General features: G+C 72.4%; 8 protein-coding genes. 5 read left to right on the top strand and 3 right to left on the bottom strand.

The genetic code is table 11. The features are described 5' to 3' along the window. Window positions 1-29: 29 nt before the first annotated feature. On the bottom strand, window positions 30-10,922 hold the full coding sequence (locus ACFY1H_RS16640; protein WP_386947267.1) for an SDR family NAD(P)-dependent oxidoreductase: 10,893 nt from the start codon (window positions 10,920-10,922) through the stop codon (window positions 30-32). Between the two features lie 246 nt (window positions 10,923-11,168). Between ACFY1H_RS16640 and ACFY1H_RS16635 the strand changes: the two genes are divergently transcribed. Genes ACFY1H_RS16635 through ACFY1H_RS16625 form a run of 3 tightly spaced genes read left to right on the top strand, consistent with a single transcriptional unit; the run spans window position 11,169 to window position 14,167 of the window. Continuing rightward, window positions 11,169-11,852: a PIG-L family deacetylase gene (locus ACFY1H_RS16635; protein ID WP_366584103.1), complete on the top strand. Its 684-nt coding sequence runs from the start codon at window positions 11,169-11,171 to the stop codon at window positions 11,850-11,852. A gap of 52 nt (window positions 11,853-11,904) precedes the next feature. Beyond that, entirely contained in the window at window positions 11,905-13,197 is a 1,293-nt protein-coding gene (locus ACFY1H_RS16630) for a nucleotide sugar dehydrogenase (RefSeq protein WP_386947264.1), read from the top strand. A gap of 13 nt (window positions 13,198-13,210) precedes the next feature. Continuing rightward, window positions 13,211-14,167, top strand: coding sequence for an NAD-dependent epimerase/dehydratase family protein (locus ACFY1H_RS16625; RefSeq protein WP_366584101.1), 957 nt, complete (start codon window positions 13,211-13,213; stop codon window positions 14,165-14,167). A gap of 77 nt (window positions 14,168-14,244) precedes the next feature. Here the strand turns inward: ACFY1H_RS16625 and ACFY1H_RS16620 are convergent, their stop codons facing one another. Together ACFY1H_RS16620 and ACFY1H_RS16615 are read right to left on the bottom strand one after the other, a co-directional pair. Further along, on the bottom strand, window positions 14,245-14,388 hold the full coding sequence (locus ACFY1H_RS16620) for a LuxR C-terminal-related transcriptional regulator (protein ID WP_366584100.1): 144 nt from the start codon (window positions 14,386-14,388) through the stop codon (window positions 14,245-14,247). A gap of 14 nt (window positions 14,389-14,402) precedes the next feature. Next, window positions 14,403-17,000, bottom strand: a complete 2,598-nt coding sequence (locus ACFY1H_RS16615; RefSeq protein ID WP_386947262.1) for a LuxR C-terminal-related transcriptional regulator — start codon at window positions 16,998-17,000, stop codon at window positions 14,403-14,405. A gap of 211 nt (window positions 17,001-17,211) precedes the next feature. Between ACFY1H_RS16615 and ACFY1H_RS16610 the strand changes: the two genes are divergently transcribed. Together ACFY1H_RS16610 and ACFY1H_RS16605 are read left to right on the top strand one after the other, a co-directional pair. After that, window positions 17,212-17,994 carry a thioesterase II family protein gene (locus ACFY1H_RS16610; protein WP_386947261.1) on the top strand — a complete coding sequence of 261 codons (783 nt, stop codon included), beginning with the start codon at window positions 17,212-17,214 and terminating at the stop codon, window positions 17,992-17,994. Window positions 17,995-18,113: 119 nt separating this feature from the next. Continuing rightward, window positions 18,114-18,380 carry a hypothetical protein gene (locus ACFY1H_RS16605; protein WP_366584097.1) on the top strand — a complete coding sequence of 89 codons (267 nt, stop codon included), beginning with the start codon at window positions 18,114-18,116 and terminating at the stop codon, window positions 18,378-18,380. Window positions 18,381-18,415: the final 35 nt, after the last annotated feature.

Here is an 18,415-nt window from a genome sequence, read left to right as displayed (position 1 = left end):
CGCCGCATTGGGGTGCGGTGAGCAGAGGGTCAGGCGAGGTCGGTGAGCCAGGCCGAGACGGCGCGGGCGGTGGTGGGGGCGTCGGTGTCGATGAGGGTGAAGTGGTGGCCCGGGACGGTGCGGGTGGTGCCCGCGTGGGACCAGGTGGTGCGCCACGTCGTGGCGGCCGGGTCGAACGGGTCCGTGGGCCGCACGAGCAACGACGGGGTGGCGAGGTCCGTGACCGTGATCCGCGGCAGCAGGTCCATGTAGCGGGCCATCGCCGTGAGCTTCGTGCGGTCGAAGGAGCCGTACTGCGATTCGTGACGCAGCATGCCCTTCGCGAGGTCCGCGGCGGCCTCCTCGCTGGCGCGGACGTCTTCACCGGCGCCTTCGTGGATCACGTAGGTGTCCAGCAGGACGGCGCCGGCGGCCGGGGTGCCGGTGCGTTCCAGGGCTTCCGCGACGGCGTGGACGAGGATGCCCGCCGACGAGTAGCCCAGCAGTGCGAACGGACGGTCGCCCGCCGCCTTGCGCAGGCTTTCCGCGAGGACCTCGACGATCGCCTCCGGCGTCGACGGCAGCGCCTCCCCGGGCAGGAAGCCCGGCATCGGCACCGCGTGCAGCTCGTGGTCACCGGGGAACCCGGCGGCGAGCTTCGCGTACTGGTACACCCCGCCCGTCGCGACCGGCGTCGCGAAGCAGAACAGCTGCGGGTCGGCCGACCCCTCCTTGAGCCGCACCGGCGCGGGCAGCCGGTCGACGTCGGCGGGTGAGGTGAACGCGGGACGCAGGTTCGCGACCGCGCCCAGCATGCTCAGCCCGTCCTGCACCCGGCCGGCGCGCACCGCGTCGGCGAAGAGTTCCTGCAGGGAGTCGTCTTCCGCCGGAGCCGCTACTGTCGTGTCCCATTCGGACAGCAGGTGTGTGGCCAGGCCGGCCGGGGTCTGGTGGTCGAACACCACCGTGGCCGGCAGGCGGAGGCCGGTGTCGTCGTTGAGGCCGTTGCGCAGCTCGACGGCCGTGAGCGAGTCGAGGCCCGACTCCAGGAAGTGGCGCGACGCGTCGATCGCCGTGCCGCCGGCGTAGCCGAGCAGCGCCGCCGTCCGGTCCAGGATCAGGTCCAGCACCGCCCGTTCACGCTGCAGCGGTTCGAGCGAGGCCAACCGCTGCTTCAGACCTTCCGCATCGCTCGCGGCCCGCGACGCCGTGCGCCGCGAAGGCGTGACAAGCGTGCGGAACACCGGCGGCACGTCCTCGGTGTCGCCGGCCAGCACCTTCATCGGCACGAGCAGCGCCTCCGGCCGCGCCACGGCGGCGTCGAACAGCGCCATTCCTTCCTCCGCGGACAGCGGCGAGATCCCGTTGCGCACCAACCGGTCCCGGTCGCTCTCGGACAGCCCCGCGTCCTCCCACAGGCCCCACGCGAGCGACTGCGCGGGCCGCCCGCGGAACCGCCGGTGCGCGGCGAGGCCGTCGAGGAACGTGTTGGCCGCGGCGTAGCTGCCCTGGCCCGCGTTGCCGAGCAGCCCGGCGACGGAGGAGAAGAGCACGAACGCCGACAGCTCCAGGCCTTCGGTGAGGCGGTGCAGGTTCAGCGCCGCGTCGGCCTTCGGCCGCAGCACCGCCGAGAGCCGCTCGCGGGTCAGCGACGGCAGGGTGGCGTCGTCGACCACCGCGGCCAGGTGCACCACCGCGGTCAAGGGGTGCTCGGCCGGGATCGCGGCCAGCACCTCGGCGAGCGCGGCTTCGTCGGCCGCGTCGCAGGCCGCGACGGTCACCGATGCGCCCGACGAAGTCAGCTCGTCGACCAGGCCGGGAGCCGAACCACGCCGGCTGACCAGGACCAGTCGCCGCACGCCGTGCTCGGTCACCAGGTGCCGCACGAGCTGCGAGCCGATCGCCCCGGTGGCCCCGGTGACGAGCGTCGTCCCGTCGGGACCGAACGCGGTCAGGGGCTCGGCCGACGGCGCGGGGCGCGTGAGCCGTCCGGCGTACGCGACGCCGGAGCGGAGCACGAACTGCGGCTCCCCGGAGTCCCGCAGACCCGGCAGCAGCGCCAGTGAAGCCTCGTCGGAGTCGACGAGCACGAACCGGCCCGGGTTCTCCGACTGCGCCGCGCGCACCAGGCCCCACAGCGCGGACCCGGCGAGATCCGTCACGTCCTCGCCGTCGCGCGCCACCGCGCCGCTCGTGAGCACGACCAGCGTGGCCGCCGAGAACTCTTTCTGGGCAAGCCAGTTCTGCACGTCCTCCAACGCGTCACCGATCTCAGCCGGCGTGCGGCGATCGAGCACCACGACGTCCGGCACCGGGCCGGCGGCGAGGACCGCGTCGAGACTCGGGAACAGCGCGGGCACTGCTGTACCGATCGCCGGCACGGGCAGCCAAGCCCAGCCGAACAGCGACTCCGGCGCCCGGGTGGCCGCCGCACCACCGGCGCCGGTCCGCAGCACCAGCGACTCGACCGACGCGACCGGACGTCCGGTCTGGTCGGCCAGCTCGATCGCCACGGAGTCCGCGCCCAGCGGCGTGATCCGCACGCGCAGCCGGCTCGCGCCCACCGCGTGCAGCCGCACGCCGGTCCACGCGAACGGCAGCCCGCCCTCGACCGTCACGGTCTCGGCGAGCCCGATGGCGTGCAGCGACGCATCGAGTGCGGCCGGGTGCAACCCGAACCGCTCGGCGGCCGGGTCGTCCAGCACGACCTCCGCGAAGACCTCGGCACCCGACACCCAGGCGGCCGTCAGCCCCTGGAACGCCGGCCCGTAACCGAGGCCCGCGGCAGCGAAACCTTCGTAGAACCCTTCCAAGTCAACGGGTTCCGCCCCCGTAGGCGGCCAGACGGACAGCCCCGCGGGCCCTGCCCCCGCGTCCGGGGCGAGCACCCCGGTGGCGTGCCGCACCCACGGCTCGGCAGCATCGGCCTGCGAGAACACGGACACAGTGCGGCGACCCGAGCCGTCCGGCTCGTCCACGACCACCTGCAAGCGCACCTTGCCCAGCTCCGGCAGCACGAGCGGCGCTTCCAGAGTGAGCTCGTCGATCCGCGGGCAGCCAGCCTCGTCACCGGCCCGCACGGCCAGCTCGACGAAAGCCGCGCCCGGGAACAGAATCACGCCACCGACGGTGTGGTCGGCCAGCCACGGGTGCGTGTGCACCGACACCTGGCCGGTCAGCACCACCTGCGCGGAACCGGCCACCGTGAGCGACGCGGCCACGAGCGGGTGCTCCGTCGCGTCGAGTCCGGTGGTGACGAGGTCGCCGGTGGCGTGCAGGGCCTCCATGTCCACCTCGGGCCAGAAGCGGGTGCGGCAGAAGGCGTACGGCGGCAACGGCACCTGCTCGGCGCCGCGGAACAACTTGGCGGGCGCGAGACCGAGGCCGTGCGCGAAGAACCGGCCGGCGGCCAGCTGCGCACCCCGGAGCTCACCCTGGGCCTTGGCGCGCAACGGGATCACCACGACGTCACGCGGGTCACCGGCGAGACACGTCTGGGTCATCGCGGCGAGCGTGCCGTCGGTGCCCAGCTCCACGTACCGCGCGGCGCCGAAGTCCTCCAGGGCTCGCACACCGTCGAGGAACCGCACCGACTGACGGCAGTTCGCCACCCAGTACTCCGGGTCGCACCAGCGCTCCGGGTCCACCACCACACCGTCCACCGTGGACACAATCGGCAACCGGGCGGGCTCGTAGGTGAGCTCTTCGGCGATCTCGCGCAGCTCGTCGAGGATCTCGTCGAGCAACGGCGAGTGGATGGCCTGGCTGATCGCGAGCCGTTTGGTGCGGCGGCCTTCGGCCTGGAAGTGCTCGGCGATGGCCAGCACGTCGGGCTCGGCACCGGACACAACGAGCGAGCGAGGGCCGTTGATCGCGGCGATCCCGCAGGCCGGGGTGAGCAGCGGCGTGACCTCGGCTTCGTCGGCTTCGACCGCGAACACCGCGCCGCCGGAGAGTTCCTGCATGAGCTGCCCGCGATGCGCGACGAGCTTCGCCGCATCCTTGAGCGACAGCACCCCGGCCACGTGCGCGGCGGCGATCTCGCCCACGGAGTGGCCCAGCAATACCCCTGGCCGCAGGCCCCACGACTCGACGAGCCGGTAGAGCGCCACCTGCATGGTGAACAGGGCGGCCTGCGTGAACGCCGTGCGGTCGAGCAGCTGCGCGTCGACCGAGCCCTCGGCGGCGAACATCACCTCGCGCAGTGAGCGGCCCAGGTGGTCGTCGAACAGCACACTCGCCTGGTTGAAGGCGTGCTCGAACACCGGGAACGCGGCGCACAGCTCACGACCCATCCCCGGCCGTTGCGTGCCCTGTCCCGGGAAGAGGAACGCGGTCACCCCGCCGCGGGCGATGCCGCGCACGACGGCCGGCGAGTCCTCCCCCGCGGCCAGCGCGGTGAGGCCAGCCACCAGTTCGGCCCGGTCGTCGCCGGCCACCGCCGCGCGGTAGGACAGCATCGGTTCGCGCACGGCCAGCGAGAACCCGACGTCGAGCGGGTCCAGGTCCGGATGTTGTTCGAGGTGCGCGAGCAACGCGGCGGCCTGCAGCGACAATGCTTCCTGCGTACGGGCGGTGAGCAGCCACGGCGGAAGGGCCGTGCCACGCTCACCCGGCGCCCGCACCGGTTCTGGCGCGGCGACGGGCGGCGCCTGCTCCACGATGACGTGCGCGTTGGTGCCGCTGTACCCGAAAGCCGAGACGGCGGCGCGGCGCGGACGGTCGCGCTCGGGCCACGGGATCGTCTCGGCGAGCAGCCGCACGGTGCCCGGCGACCAGTCGACGTGCGGCGACGGGTCGCCGCCGTGCCGCGTCATCGGCAGCTCGCCGTGGCGCATCGCCAGGATCATCTTGATGACCCCGGCCGCACCCGCGGCGGCCTGCGTGTGCCCGATGTTCGACTTCACCGAGCCGAGCCACAGTGGGTCGTCGGCCGAGCGCTCGCGGCCGTAGGTGGCGAGCAGCGCGTTGGCCTCGATCGGGTCGCCCAGCGTGGTGCCGGTTCCGTGGCCCTCGACGACGTCGACGTCCGCGCCGGTCAGCCCCGCGAGCTTGAGCGCGCGGCGGATCACGCGTTCCTGCGAAGGCCCGTTGGGTGCGGTGAGCCCGTTGGACGCGCCGTCCTGGTTGACCGCGCTCGCGCGGACCACCGCGAGAACCTCGTGGCCGTTGCGCTGCGCGTCGGCGAGGCGCTCGACCACGAGCAGGCCCACGCCTTCGGCCCAGCCCACGCCGTCGGCCGCGGCCGAGAACGCCTTGGTGCGCCCGTCGGACGCCGTGCCGCTGTTGTCGAAGTGCACGAACGGTTCCGGCGAGACGAGCGCGGACACCCCGCCCGCGAGGGCGAGCGAGCAGTCGCCCTGGCGCAGGGCCTGGATCGCGAGGTGCAGGGCGACCAGCGAAGACGAGCACGCGGTGTCGACCGAGACGGCCGGGCCCTCCAGCCCGTAGGTGTAGGCGACGCGACCGGAGACCACGCTGCCGAGCGCGCCGGAGCCGCGGAACAGGCCGTTGTGCGCGAGCGTGCCCAGCGGGCCCGGGTCGTAGTCCGACTGCATCACGCCGGCGAACACGCCGGTGTCGGTTCCCTTGAGCGACAACGGGTTGATGCCCGCCGACTCGCACGCCTCCCACACGGCCTCGAGCAGCATGCGCTGCTGCGGGTCCATCATCACGGCTTCGTTGGGGCTGATGCCGAAGAAGCCGGCGTCGAAGTCGGTGGCGTCGGTGACGAACCCGCCGTTGGGTTCCTTGCCCGCGGCCGCCGACAGCCCGAGCCAGTAGTCGAGGTCCCACGCGCGGTCCTCGGGGAAGCGGGACGTGCCGTCGCCCCCGTTCACGACGAGCTGCCAGAACTCCTCGGGTGTGCGGACGCCGCCGGGGAAGCGACAGGCCATGCCCACGATGGCGATCGGCTCGTCGGCGCCGAGGGCGACCACGGTCTGCTCCGGCTCGGTGGCGTCGCCGAGGTCACCGAGCAGCGATTCGTGCAGGTGCGCCGCCAGGTCACCGGCGGTCGGGTAGTCGAAGACGAGCGTGGCCGTGAGGCTCAGGCCCGTGGCTTCGTTGAGCGTGTTGCGCAGCTCGACCGCGGTGAGCGAGTCGAACCCGAGGTCCTTGAACGCGCGGTCGGCGTCGACGACGTCGGCCGAACCGTGCCCGAGCACCGCGGCCGCGTGGGCGATGACCAGCTCACGCAGGTGGTCGAGCCGTTTGTCGGCCGGGAGCCGGATCAGCTTGCCCAGCAACGAGTCCGCGCCCGCCTCGCGGTCGGAGACCGTCCGCCGCGCCGCCGGGACGAGGCCACGCAGCAGGTCGGGTACGCCGCCGGCTTCGCGCCACGCGGGCAGGTCGAGCTTGATCGGCACGAACACGTCGCCGGCCGAGCCGACGGCCGCGTCGAAGAGCGCGAGGCCCTCCTCCGCCGTGAACGCGCCGAGGCCGCGCTTGCCGTGGGTCTCGCCGGCCATACCCGCGGCCGACTCCCACATGCCCCAGGCCAGCGAGTGCGCCGGCTTGCCCTCGGCGCGGCGGTGGGTGGCGAGGGCGTCGAGGAAGGCGTTGGCGGCAGCGTAGTTGGCCTGACCGGGCGCGCCGAGCACGCCGGCCGCCGAGGAGAACGTGACGAACGCGGCGACGTCGCCGGCCAGCTCGTGCAGGTGCCACGCGGCCAGCGCCTTGGGGTCGAAGACGCCGTCGATGCGCTCGGGCGTGAGCGAAGGCAGCACCCCGTCGTCGAGGACGCCGGCCGCGTGGACCACGGCGTGGATCGGGTGCTTCTTCAGCAGCCGCTTCACGGCGGCGGCGTTGGCGAGGTCGCACGCGGCCACGGTGGCCTCGGCCCCCAGCTCGGCCAGCTGCGCGACCAGCTCGGCTACACCCGGCGCCTTCTTGCCGCGGCGGCTGACCAGCAGGAGCTTCTTCGCGCCCCGCCGGGCCAGGTGCGTCGCGACGATCCGGCCCAGCGCACCCGTGCCGCCGGTGAGCAGCACCGTTCCGGCGGACCAGTCCACGGGCTCGCCCGGCTCCGGCACCGCGCGGGCCAGCCGCGGCACGCGCACGTCGTCGCCGGAGACGCGCACGGCCGTCTCGTCGGCGACCGCGATCGCGGCGAGCTGGTCGGGGGTGGACTCGCCTTCCACCAGCACGATCCGGCCGGGGTTCTCCACCTGCGCCGAGCGGACGAGACCGGCGACGGCCGCACCGGCCAGGTCACCGCGGGTCACGACGACCAGCTTGCCCTCGACCGATTGCAGCTCCGTCAGTGCATTGTGGACAGCCGCCCGCGCACTTTCGGCGTCGTTGCCGGTGCCGGCTTCGTACACGGTGTAGTCGGTGGTGCCCGCGTCCGGCAGTGTCGTCGGGACCCAGTCGAGCGAGTACAGCGAGTCGGTGCTGCTCGGCGTCGATCGCGCGGCGGCGAGCTGCTCCTCGCTGATCCGGCGCAGCGTCAGGCCACCGACGCGGGCGACCGGCGCACCGCTGGTGTCCGCGAGCCGGAGCTCCACGGTCTGCTCGCCCGTCGGGTGGACCTGCACGCGCAGCGAGGACGCGCCGGCCGCGTGAAGCTCCACATCGGACCACGCGTAGGGCAGCGTCGTGCCCTCACCGGCCGCATTGCTGAGGCCCACGGCGTGCAGGGTCGCGTCGAACGCCGCAGGGTGCAGGCCGAACGCCTCCGCGCTCATGCGGTCCTGCTCGGGCAGCGCGACCTCGGCGAACACGTCGTCGCCGCTGCGCCACGCGGCCCGCAGGCCGCGGAAGACCGGGCCGTAGGCCATGCCGTGTTCGGCGAGCAGGTCGTACATGCCGTCGAGGTCGATGGCCTCGGCGCCGGCGGGCGGCCACGCGCTGAGGTCGAACGCGGTGGCCGCAGAAGCCGGGGCGAGCGTGCCGTCGGCGTGACGGGTCCACGCGCTCGCCGTGGACAGGTCGTCGGGGCGCGAGTGGACACTGATCGGCCGCGTGCCGTCCGCGGCGGGCGAGCCGACCCGGAGCTGGATCCGCGCGGCACCCTTCTCCGGCAGAACGAGCGGCGCGTGCAACGTGAGGTCGCGGACTCGACCGCAGCCGACCTCGTCGCCCGCGCGCACCGCGAGCTCCACGAAGGCCGTGCCGGGCAACAGGATCGCACCGCCGACGACGTGGTCGTTCAGCCACGGGTGCGTGGTCGCGGAGATCCGGCCGGACAGCACGAGGCCCTCGGCGTCGGCGAGCAGCGTCGCCGCGCCGAGCAGCGGGTGGTCGACCGGGTCGAGACCCATCGACGTCACGTCACCGGAGTCGGACGAGACCTCCAGCCAGTAACGCTGGTGCTGGAAGACGTAGGTGGGCAGGTCGGCGCGGGCAGCACCGCGGGCGGTGAAGTGCGCGGCCCAGTCGGGCGAGATCCCACGGACGTGCAGAGTCGCGAGTGCCGTGACCAGGGCGACGTCCTCGGCGATCTCCCGGCGCTGCGCGGCGACGGCGACCGAACCGTCCGAAGAGGACTGCGGCACGACGGCAGTCAGCGGCGCGTCCGGGCCCAGCTCCAGGAACCGGTTCACGCCCTCGGCCGAGAGCCCCCGCACGGCCTCGGCGAACCGCACCGGCCGGCGCACGTTGCGGACCCAGTACTCGGGATCGGTCAGCTCGGTGAACACCTCGCCGCCGGTGACGCTGGAGACGACCGACAACGTCGGCTCGGTGTAAGTGATGCTCTGCGCCACCGCGCGGAACTCGGCCAGCATCGGGTCCATCAGCCGCGAGTGGAACGCGTGCGAGACCTTCAATCGAGTGGTGCGGCGCCCGGCGAACTTCTCCGCCACGGCGAGCACGGCGTCTTCGGCACCGGAGATGACCACGGACCTCGGCCCGTTCACGGCGGCGACGTCGACCGTCCCTTCGGGATCGTGTTCCGCGACTTCCTCGGCCGTGCCTTCGATCGCCACCATCGCGCCGCCGGCGGGCAGCGCCTGCATCAGCTTGCCCCGTGCGGCGACGAGCTTCGCCGCGTCGGCCAGCGAGAACACCCCGGCGCAGTGCGCGGCCGCCAGCTCGCCGATCGAGTGCCCGCACACCGCGTACGGTGCCAGACCCCACGACTCGACCAGCCGGAACAACGCCACCTCGAACGCGAACAACGCGGCCTGCGTGTACCCCGTCTGTGCCAGCGTCTCGGCGTCGCCGGCCACGACCTCGCGGATCGGCCGGTCCAGGTGCCGGTCCAGCTCGTCGCACGCGGCGGCGTAAGCCTCGGCGAAGACGGGGAACTTCGCCGCCAGCTCAGTGCCCATGCCGACACGCTGGGAACCCTGACCGGAGAACAGGAATCCGAGCGTCGCCTCACCGCGCGCCAGACCGCTGACGCCACCGGGCTCGCCGTTCGCCAGCGCGGTCAACGCCGCCAGCAGCTCGTCCTGCGTGTGCCCGGTCACGGCGGCGCGGTGGTCGAGGTGCGTCCGGCCGACGGCCAGCGTGCGCGCCACGTCGAGCGGCGGGGCGGGGTTCTCCACGAGGTGCTCCGCCAGCCGCGCGGCCTGGTCCCGCAGCGACTGCGGCGTCCGCCCGGACAGCACGAACGGGACCGCCGCGTCGTCCCGCGCCGGCTCCGTCGCCTCGGGCTCCGGAGCTTCCTCCAGGATCACGTGCGCGTTGGTGCCGCTGAGCCCGAAGCACGACACCGCACCGCGGCGCGGCCGGTCCCCTCGTGCCCACGGGCGCGACTCGGTCAGCAGCTCGACGTTCCCGGCGCTCCAGTCGACGTGCCGGGTCGGTTTGTCGACGTGCAGCGTCTTCGGCAGCACGCCGTTGTTGAGCGCCAGCACCAGCTTCAGCACGCCGGCGACGCCGGAGGCGGCCTGCGTGTGCCCGACGTTCGACTTGATCGACCCCAGCCACAGCGGCTCGGCACGGTCCTGGCCGTACGTCGCCAACAGGGCCTGCGCCTCGATCGGGTCACCGAGCTTGGTGGCCGTGCCGTGCGCCTCGACCACGTCGACCTCGTCGGGCGTCACCCGGGCGTTGGCCAGGGCCTGGCGGATCACGCGCTGCTGGGCCGGGCCGTTGGGCGCGGTCATGCCGTTGGAGGCGCCGTCCTGGTTGATCGCGGTGCCGCGCACGACGGCGAGCACGGGGTGACCGTTGCGGCGCGCATCGGAGAGCTTCTCGACGAGCAGCATGCCGCAGCCCTCGGACCAGCCGGTGCCGTCGGCGGAGTCGGCGAACGTGCGGCAGCGCGCGCTGCGGGCGAGCGTGCCGTCGAGGGAGAACTCCACGAAGGTGCGCGGCGTCGACATCACCGACACGCCGCCGGCCAGCGCGAGCGAGCACTCGCCGCTGCGCAAGGCCTGAACCGCCAGGTGCAGTGCGACGAGCGAGGACGAGCACGCGGTGTCGATCGTGACCGCGGGTCCTTCGAGCCCGAAGGTGTAGGCGAGCCGCCCGGAGATCACGCCCGACGAGCCGTAGCTGCCCTGGTAGTTGTGGTACATCGTGCCGGCGAAGACACCTGTGGCGCTGCCCTTCACCGAGTGCGGCGCGATGCCGGCGCGTTCGAAGGCCTCCCACGACGTCTCGAGCAGCAGCCGCTGCTGCGGGTCCATCAGCAGGGCCTCGCGGGGGCTGATGCCGAAGAGGTCGGCGTCGAAGTCCAGTGCGTCGTGGAGGAAGCCGCCTTCGCGCACGTAGCTGGAGCCGGGGCGTTCACCGCTGGGGTCGTAGAGGCGCTCGAGGTCCCAGCCGCGGTTGTTCGGGAACTCACCGATGGCGTCGACGCCGCCGGCCAGCAGCCGCCACAGCTGCTCGGGGGTGTTCGCGCCACCCGGGAGGCGGCAGGCCATGCCGATGATCGCGATCGGCTCGCGCGCGGCCTCGGTGAGCCGGCGGTTCTTCTCGCGCAGCCGCTCGGTTTCCTTCACCGAGGCTCGGAGCGCACCGACCAGTTTTTCTTCGGAGTTGCCCACGTGTCCTCGTTCCTTCCCCGTCACGTAACGCCGGACAGGCCGACGATAGAAGCGCGAGCGCGGCCGGACCCACCCCTAAGAGCCCCTGCACCAGCGCGCTCGAAGCGGCACCAAGGTCCGCTTTAGACGGTCTTTAGGGGTTGTCGGTCGCGGCGGCCGGATGACAGATTTTCCCCACGTTCGCAGCAATTCTCTCGCTCGTTTTCGCCCGAGGTTCGCCCGCTGGACTGAGACTGGGGATCGGTTATGCACAGGAAGATTCGGAAGCTTCTGGTCGTGGGGGCCCACGGCGACGACGAGACGCTCGGCGCCGGCGGCACCATCGCCCGCCTCGCCGACGAAGGCGTCGTCGTGTCGCTCTGCATCCTGACCAACGACGACGGTTCGCGGTCGGTGAGCGGCACCGGTGTCGTCAACCGCACCGCCGCGATCGAGCTGGCCGCGAAGACGCTCGGCATCGAGCGCGTGCGCGTCCACGAGTTCGGCGACAACCGCCTCGACACCGAACGGCACCTGGACCTCAACCGCGTCGTCGAGCAGGAGGTCCGGGAGTTCGAGCCGGACACGGTGTTCGCCACCAGCATGTGCGACCTGTCCACCGACCACGCGCTGGTGAGCCGCGCGGCTCGCGTCGCGGGCCGGCCCGGCCGCGGCCCGGTCAAGGAGGTTCGCACGTTCGAGATCCGCTCCGCCACCGACGTCGGAGAAGCTTCGGGGCTGCCCAACGCGTTCCGCCCGAACTACTGGCAGCTGCTCGACGAGTCGCACCTCGATCGCAAGATCGACGCGCTGCGCGCCTACGGCAAGGAGCTCGAGCCGTGGCCCAGCCCCCGCAGCGAACGCGGCGTGCGCGCCCTGGCCGAATACCGCGGCTCGCAGGTCTCGGCGGGGCTCGCCGAGGCGTTCGAAATCGTGCGGATCGTGCATTGAGCGCGTTTCCTTTCTGTCTTTTATCTGCCCAGCAAGAAACGGGTGACGAGAAATGACCAGTACTGTCGCTGAATTCCGGACCACCACCGAGCTCACCAAACTGACTTCGGTCGCCGTGATCGGCATGGGGTACGTCGGCCTGCCGACGGCACTCGGCCTGCACGCCGGCGGCGTCGAGGTGATCGGCATCGACCTGTCGCAGAACCGCCTCGACGCGATCCGCTCGTGCGAGGTCGACCTCATCGAGTCCGACCACCGCCGCCTCGAGAAGGCCGTGCACCAGGAGGACTTCCAGCTCACCACCGACTCCGCGCGCATGGCCGAGGCCGACGCGGTGCTGGTGTGCGTGCCGACCGGGCTCGACGAGTACCTGATGCCCGACCTGGGCCCGCTGGAGAGCGCGTGCGCCGCCCTGATCTCCCACGCGCGGCCCGGCCAGACGCTGATCCTCACCTCCACCAGCTACGTCGGCACGTCCGAGCGGCTGCTGGTGAAGCCGTTGACCGCCAAGGGTTTCACGGTCGGGCGGGACATCTTCGTGGCGTCGAGCCCCGAGCGCATCGACCCCGGCAACGTCACACACACGCAGGCCGAGACGCCGCGCGTGCTGGGCGGGGTCACACCGGTGTGCACCGCGATGGCGCAGCGTGTGATCAACGTGCTGACCCCGGCCGTGCACTGCGTCAGCTCGCCGGAGGCGGCCGAGATGACCAAGCTGTTCGAGAACACCTTCCGCGCGGTGAACATCGCGCTGGCCAACGAGTTCGCGGAGATCAGCGACGGCTTCGCCATCGACCCCATCGAGGTCATCGACGCGGCCGCCAGCAAGCCGTACGGGTTCATGGCCTTCCACCCCGGCCCCGGCGTCGGCGGTCACTGCATCCCGTGCGACCCGCACTACCTGCTGTGGCAGCTGCGCGCAACGCAGAGCAACGCGCCGCTCGTCACGCAGGCCATGCACGCGATCGCCGAGCGCCCGAAGCAGGTCGTGGACCGCGTGCTCAACACGCTTTCCCGCGACGGCAAGGGCATGGCGGGCACCCGCGTGCTCGTCGTCGGCGTGACCTACAAGCCCGGCGTGCAGGACGTGCGCTCGTCGTCCGCGCTCGACATCCTGGACCTGCTCGCCGCGAAGGGCGCCAAGGTCGGCTACCACGACCCGCTGGTGCCCAACGTGCGCGTGACCGGCGGCTCGCTCGACAACGTGGTCGACCCGGCCGGCGGCGACTGGGACGTCGCCCTGATCCACACGATCCAGCCCGGGCACTCGTATGAGTGGCTCGCCCAGTGCGGCACGGTCATCGACGCCACCTACCGCTTCGACCGCACGCTGTTCGCGAACTGAGAGGACTCCTGACGTGCGTTACCTGATCACCGGCGGTGCCGGTTTCATCGGCTCCCACCTCACCGAGCACCTGCTGGCCCGCGGTGACGAGGTCGTCGCCCTGGACAACCTCAGCACCGGCACCCTCGACAACCTCACCGCCGTGGCCGGGCACCCCGGTTTCCGCTTCGTCCGCGGCTCCGTGACCGACCCGTCGGCCGTCGAGTCGTGCATGGCCGGCGTCGACGCGGTGTTCCACCTCGCCGCCGCGGTCGGCGTGTTCACCATCCTCGACAAGACGCTCGAGAGCCTGCGCACCAACCTGCACGGCACCGAGAACCTGCTCGACGCCGCGCTGCGCCACGACGTCCCGATCCTGGTGGCGTCCACGAGCGAGATCTACGGCAAGAACACCGCCGACGGACTGTCCGAAGAGGACGACCGCATCATCGGCTCGCCACTGAAGAACCGCTGGTCCTATGCCGAGGCCAAGGCGCTGGACGAGACGTTCGCCTACCTGTATGCCAAGGAGCACGGCCTGCGCACGGTGATCGTGCGTCCGTTCAACACCGTCGGCCCGCGCCAGACCGGCCGCTACGGCATGGTCATCCCGCGCTTCGTCACGCAGGCCCTGGCGGGCGAGCCCATCACCGTCTTCGGCGACGGCCAGCAGACCCGCTGCTTCTGCCACGTGCACGACGTCGTGCCCGCGCTCGTCGACCTGCTCGCCGACGAAACCGCGTACGGCAAGGTGTTCAACCTCGGCAGCAACGAGCAGACCACGATCGCGCAGCTGGCCGAACGCGTGATCTCCGCGACGGGCTCCACCAGCACCATCGCGAAGGTCCCGTACGAGCAGGCCTACGGCGAGGGCTACGAGGACATGCAGCGCCGCATCCCCGACTGCACCCGCGCGTACAACCAGATCGGCTTCGTCCCCACCCGCACGCTGGACGACATCATCGCGGCCGTCATCGCCGACCGCCGCTGACCCCCGCCCAGACCACCCCAATGTGGCGTTCGGTGCGCTCGACGCACCCAACGCCACATTGGGGTGCGCCCGCGTGGTCAGGGGCCGAGCTTGAGGTACACGGCCGTGAGGTGGTCGGCCACCGTGTTCGGGGCGACGCCCAGCAGCTCCGCGATCGCGGGGACGCTCGTGCCGTGCGCGGCGAGGTCGGCCACGCGCAGCTCGATCTCGGTCAGTACCACCGGATCCCTCTCCCTCACTGCCCGCTGTCGGCGCCGGCGAGCTCGCCGGCCAGAGCGGCGCGCCCGGCCACGCCCAGTTTGCGGTAGACCCGGGTCAGGTGCTGTTCGACCGTGCTCACGGTGATGTAGAGCGTCTCCGCGATCTGGCGGTTGGTGCGCCCGTGGGCCGCCAGCTCGGCCACGCGCAGCTCGGCCTCGCTGAGCGTCGTCTGCGCAGGCGTCACCTCCGTGCGCGGGGCGACGGGCCGGGGCGGCACGGGTCTCGACGTGACCGCCCGCGTCGCCTGGCGCGGCACGTGCACCGGCTTGACCAGGCCCGCGGAGCGTTCCGCGCGCTGGCCGAGCTGGTTGAGCGCCCGTGTGGTGCGCGCCAGCTCCAGCCGATCGCCCGAGGCTTTGAACGCTTCGGCGGCCCGGTTGAGCAGCCCCGCCCGCCCGGCGGAATCGCCGGCGAAAGCCAGCACCCGCAAGGCCGAACCACGCGAGTACGCATCGGTCGGCGCCGCGCTCGCGAGCTGCTGCTTGGCCAGCTCGACGGCGAGCGTCGGGTTCCCCAGCTTCAGGTTGGCCTCGGCGAGATCGGTGCGCCACGGCACGACCGTCGGCAGGTCCAGCTCCTGCTCCCGCAGGATCCGTTGGCACTGCTGGAAATCGCTCACCGCGGCCAGACCGCGGTTGGTCGCCAGGTGGAACTGGCCCCGGGCCCGCAGGTAGCGCACGCCGCCGAGCGTGGTGAACACCGCCTCCGGCAACGGCTGCCGCAGCACCGCGGCGGCGGCTTTGAACGCGCCGGCCGCGGTGTGCGCCGAGAGCAGCGTGGCGAGCGGGTAGCTGATCGCGACACCCCAGTTGGGCGCGTCGAGCAGGGCCAACGCGCGGTTCGCCCGGTCCGTCGCCGCCGCGACGTCACCCCGGCGCAGCACCAGGCTCGCGCCCAACGCGTCGAGCATCGCCTTCCACGTCACCGCGCCGCGGTATTCGGCTTCTTCGCTCAGCGACGTGCACCAGCCTTCGGCGCGGTCGGCCTTGTCGGCGTACGCGAGCGCGACGATCGCGGTGCCCAGCGCTTCGAGCGAAGTGTCGGAAAGCCGGCAGTTCTGCAGGATCCGCTCCGCGCACGCCGACGTCGCCTCGGTCGCGCCCGTGTGCCACACGGAAGCGAGCGTGTTCGCGGTGTGCAGCCACGGGTCGTCGCCGCTCGGGGCCGCCGGGGCGACGCCGTAGTGCCAGTGCCCGGCCAGCGTCAGCTCGGCGGCCGTGCGCGGGTCGAGCGGCTCGAGGTCGGCGTCCAGCGCCGCGAAAGCCTGCTCGAACGTGTCCCGCTCACCGAACCACAGCGACTGCCGTGCGAGCGCGATCCGGTCGGACTGGTCGAGCGAGTCTCCCGCCGCACGCAGCGAAGCCAGGTGCGGCGCCGCGGCGGCCGGGTTGACGCGCCAGGTGATCTTCGCCAGCAGCTGGGAAATCGCCTGCCGCTCCCACGCGGCGGTGGTCACGGATGCCGCGAGCTTGAGGCAGCGGGTGGCGAACTCGACGTCGTCGCCGAGCATCACCTGCTCCGCCGCTTCCACCAGCACGGGCAGCGCCCACTCGGGTTTCGCCTCGTCGGCGGCCACGAGGTGGCGGGCGACGTCGGCGGCCGGCAGGCCCCGCGCGTGCTTCACCTCGGCCGCGCGGACGTGCAGCCGCACCTTCTCCGAACCGCGCAGCCCGCCCACGACGGCGGCCGCGGCCGGCTGCTGCCGGAACCGCACGCCGGCGACCAGGCCCGACTCGGCCAGCAGCCCGGCCGACGTCTCGGCGTCGAGCGGGTCCACCCCGGCGACGGCGGCCACGGCCTCGGTGGTGACGTCGGTGTCCAGCACCGCGATCGCCGTCGCGACCTCCCGCATCGGCGAGCCGTAGCGGTGCAGCAGCCGTTGCACGGCCTCCGAGTAGGCCGAACCGGAGTCGGTGCTGCTGCGGAACGCGTCCACGAGCGCGTTGACCAGCAGCGGGTTGCCGGCGCTGAGCTCGTGGATCTGCTCGGGCAGCCCGTCCGGCCCGTCCTCCGCCACCAGTTCCGCGATCGCCGCGATCGACAGCGGCGTCAGCTGCACGTGCCGGTGCGGCTGCGACGCGAACTCGAGACCGCCGCCGGCGTACCAGGTGTCCGGCTGCGTCAGCACCAGCAGCAGTGCGGCCGAACGGGTGCGCCGCTGCAACCTCAGCAGCAGCCGCGCCGACGTCTCGTCCACGTGGTGGAGGTCGTCCACGGCCACCAGCACCGGTCGTTCGCGGGCCACGCCGTGCAGCGCGCCGCACAGCTCGGTGATCTTGTCCTGGTGCTGTGCCACGGCTTTCGGCAGCGCGGGACCGGCCAGCAGCTGGTCGATCACGCCGCCGTCCACCTCGCGCTCGTCGGCCGCGCCGGTCGCGGTGAGCGTGAGGATGCCCAGCTCCTTCGCCCGTGCCACCACCTGGTTCAGCACCTGTGTCTTGCCGCTGGCCGGACCGCCGCCCACCAGCACGGTCTCCCCCGCACCGGCGTCGCATTCGATCAGCAGGCCTTCCAGAAACCCCACTGCCTCCTGCGGATCGGTTCGGCGGTTCTGCCCCCAGTTCACGCCCATCGCAAGCTCCTCGACCCACTGGTCATCTTCCTGCGACTCCGAGACTCGCAGCGACCCCCTAAGGGCAACCAACCCCGACCTAAAGTCACCCGAAGGGGTGATCACGTCACGTTCTGTTGCTGCGGATTTCCTTGCGCCCCAGGCACTTCCCGGGCCGGTAGGGGTTGCCCGCGCGAGCAGCGGCCCGAACACTTCCTGAACTGTGACTGCCGTGAACGAAAGAACCAGTCGTTGGGTCCGGCGCTTCCACCCGGTCGAGGACGCTCGCGTGCGGCTGGTGTGCCTGCCGCACGCCGGCGGCTCGGCGACCGCCTACTTCCCGTTCTCCCGCGCGGCCCTCGCGGCCGGGCTGCCCGCCGACGTCGTCGCCGTGCAGTACCCGGGCCGCCAGGACCGCCGTGGCGAACGCTGTTTCGACGACCTCGCCGCCATGGCCGACGCCCTCGCCGACGACCTCGGCCCGTGGTTCGACCGCCCGGTGGCGCTGTTCGGCCACAGCATGGGCGCGACGCTGGGCTACGAGGTCGCCCGCCGGCTCGGGGCCCGCGGCGCGGAGCTGATCGGCCTGTTCGCCTCCGCCTGCCGTGCCCCTTCGGCCCAGCGCATCGAATACGTCCACCAGCGCGACGACGACGGTCTCATCGCCGCGTTGAAGGAGCTCAGCGGCACCGACACCGCCGTGCTGGGCGACGACGAACTGCTGCGCATGGTGCTGCCCGCCGTCCGCGGCGACTACACGGCCGTGGAGACCTACCGCCACGACGCCGATGCCGAGCTGCGGTGCCCCATCCAGGTCCTCGTCGGCGACACCGACCCGGTGACCGACCTCGACGAGGCCGGCGCCTGGCGCGCCCACACCACCGCGACGTGCGACGTCGCCGTGTTCGGCGGCGGGCACTTCTACCTGAACAGCCAGCTGGACGGCGTCGTGGGCACGGTCGCCACGACCCTGGCTCGGTGGCAGCGCGCAACCCCGGATCAGGCGCCGCGGTAGGGGTGGGTAAACCCCACCTGGCGTTCAGGTGCCGACCCCATGGTCCGGCGGGCCCGGTTCCGCGAAACTAAGTACATCAAGGAAACACCCCGGAACCACTTCCCTCGGAGGTAGTCATGATGGCCATCCAGACCGCTCCCGGTGTCACCCAGCGGATGCTCCCGAACGGCCACCTCGAGCTCACCTGCCGCGCCACCCGCCGCCAGATCGAGTGCGAGCCCGTCGCCGCGGCGATGTGGATCGCGCTGAAGCAGCAGAACGGTGACGTCGACCGCGCCGCGGCCGTCCTGTCCGGTCTGTGGGGCACCGACGAGGAGGACACGCGCTACGACATCATCGCGCTGGCCGGCTCGCTGTGCTCCCTGGGTCTGCTCACCGAGGCCTGAGAACCCACCCGACGCGTCCAGAACGCCCTGGGGCA

Origin of the sequence: Amycolatopsis sp. NPDC001319 (genome assembly GCF_042896185.1) — a bacterium.
Taxonomy (GTDB): domain Bacteria; phylum Actinomycetota; class Actinomycetes; order Mycobacteriales; family Pseudonocardiaceae; genus Amycolatopsis.
Note: the sequence above shows the minus strand (reverse complement) of the source record. Positions and strands in the feature narration are given on the sequence as shown.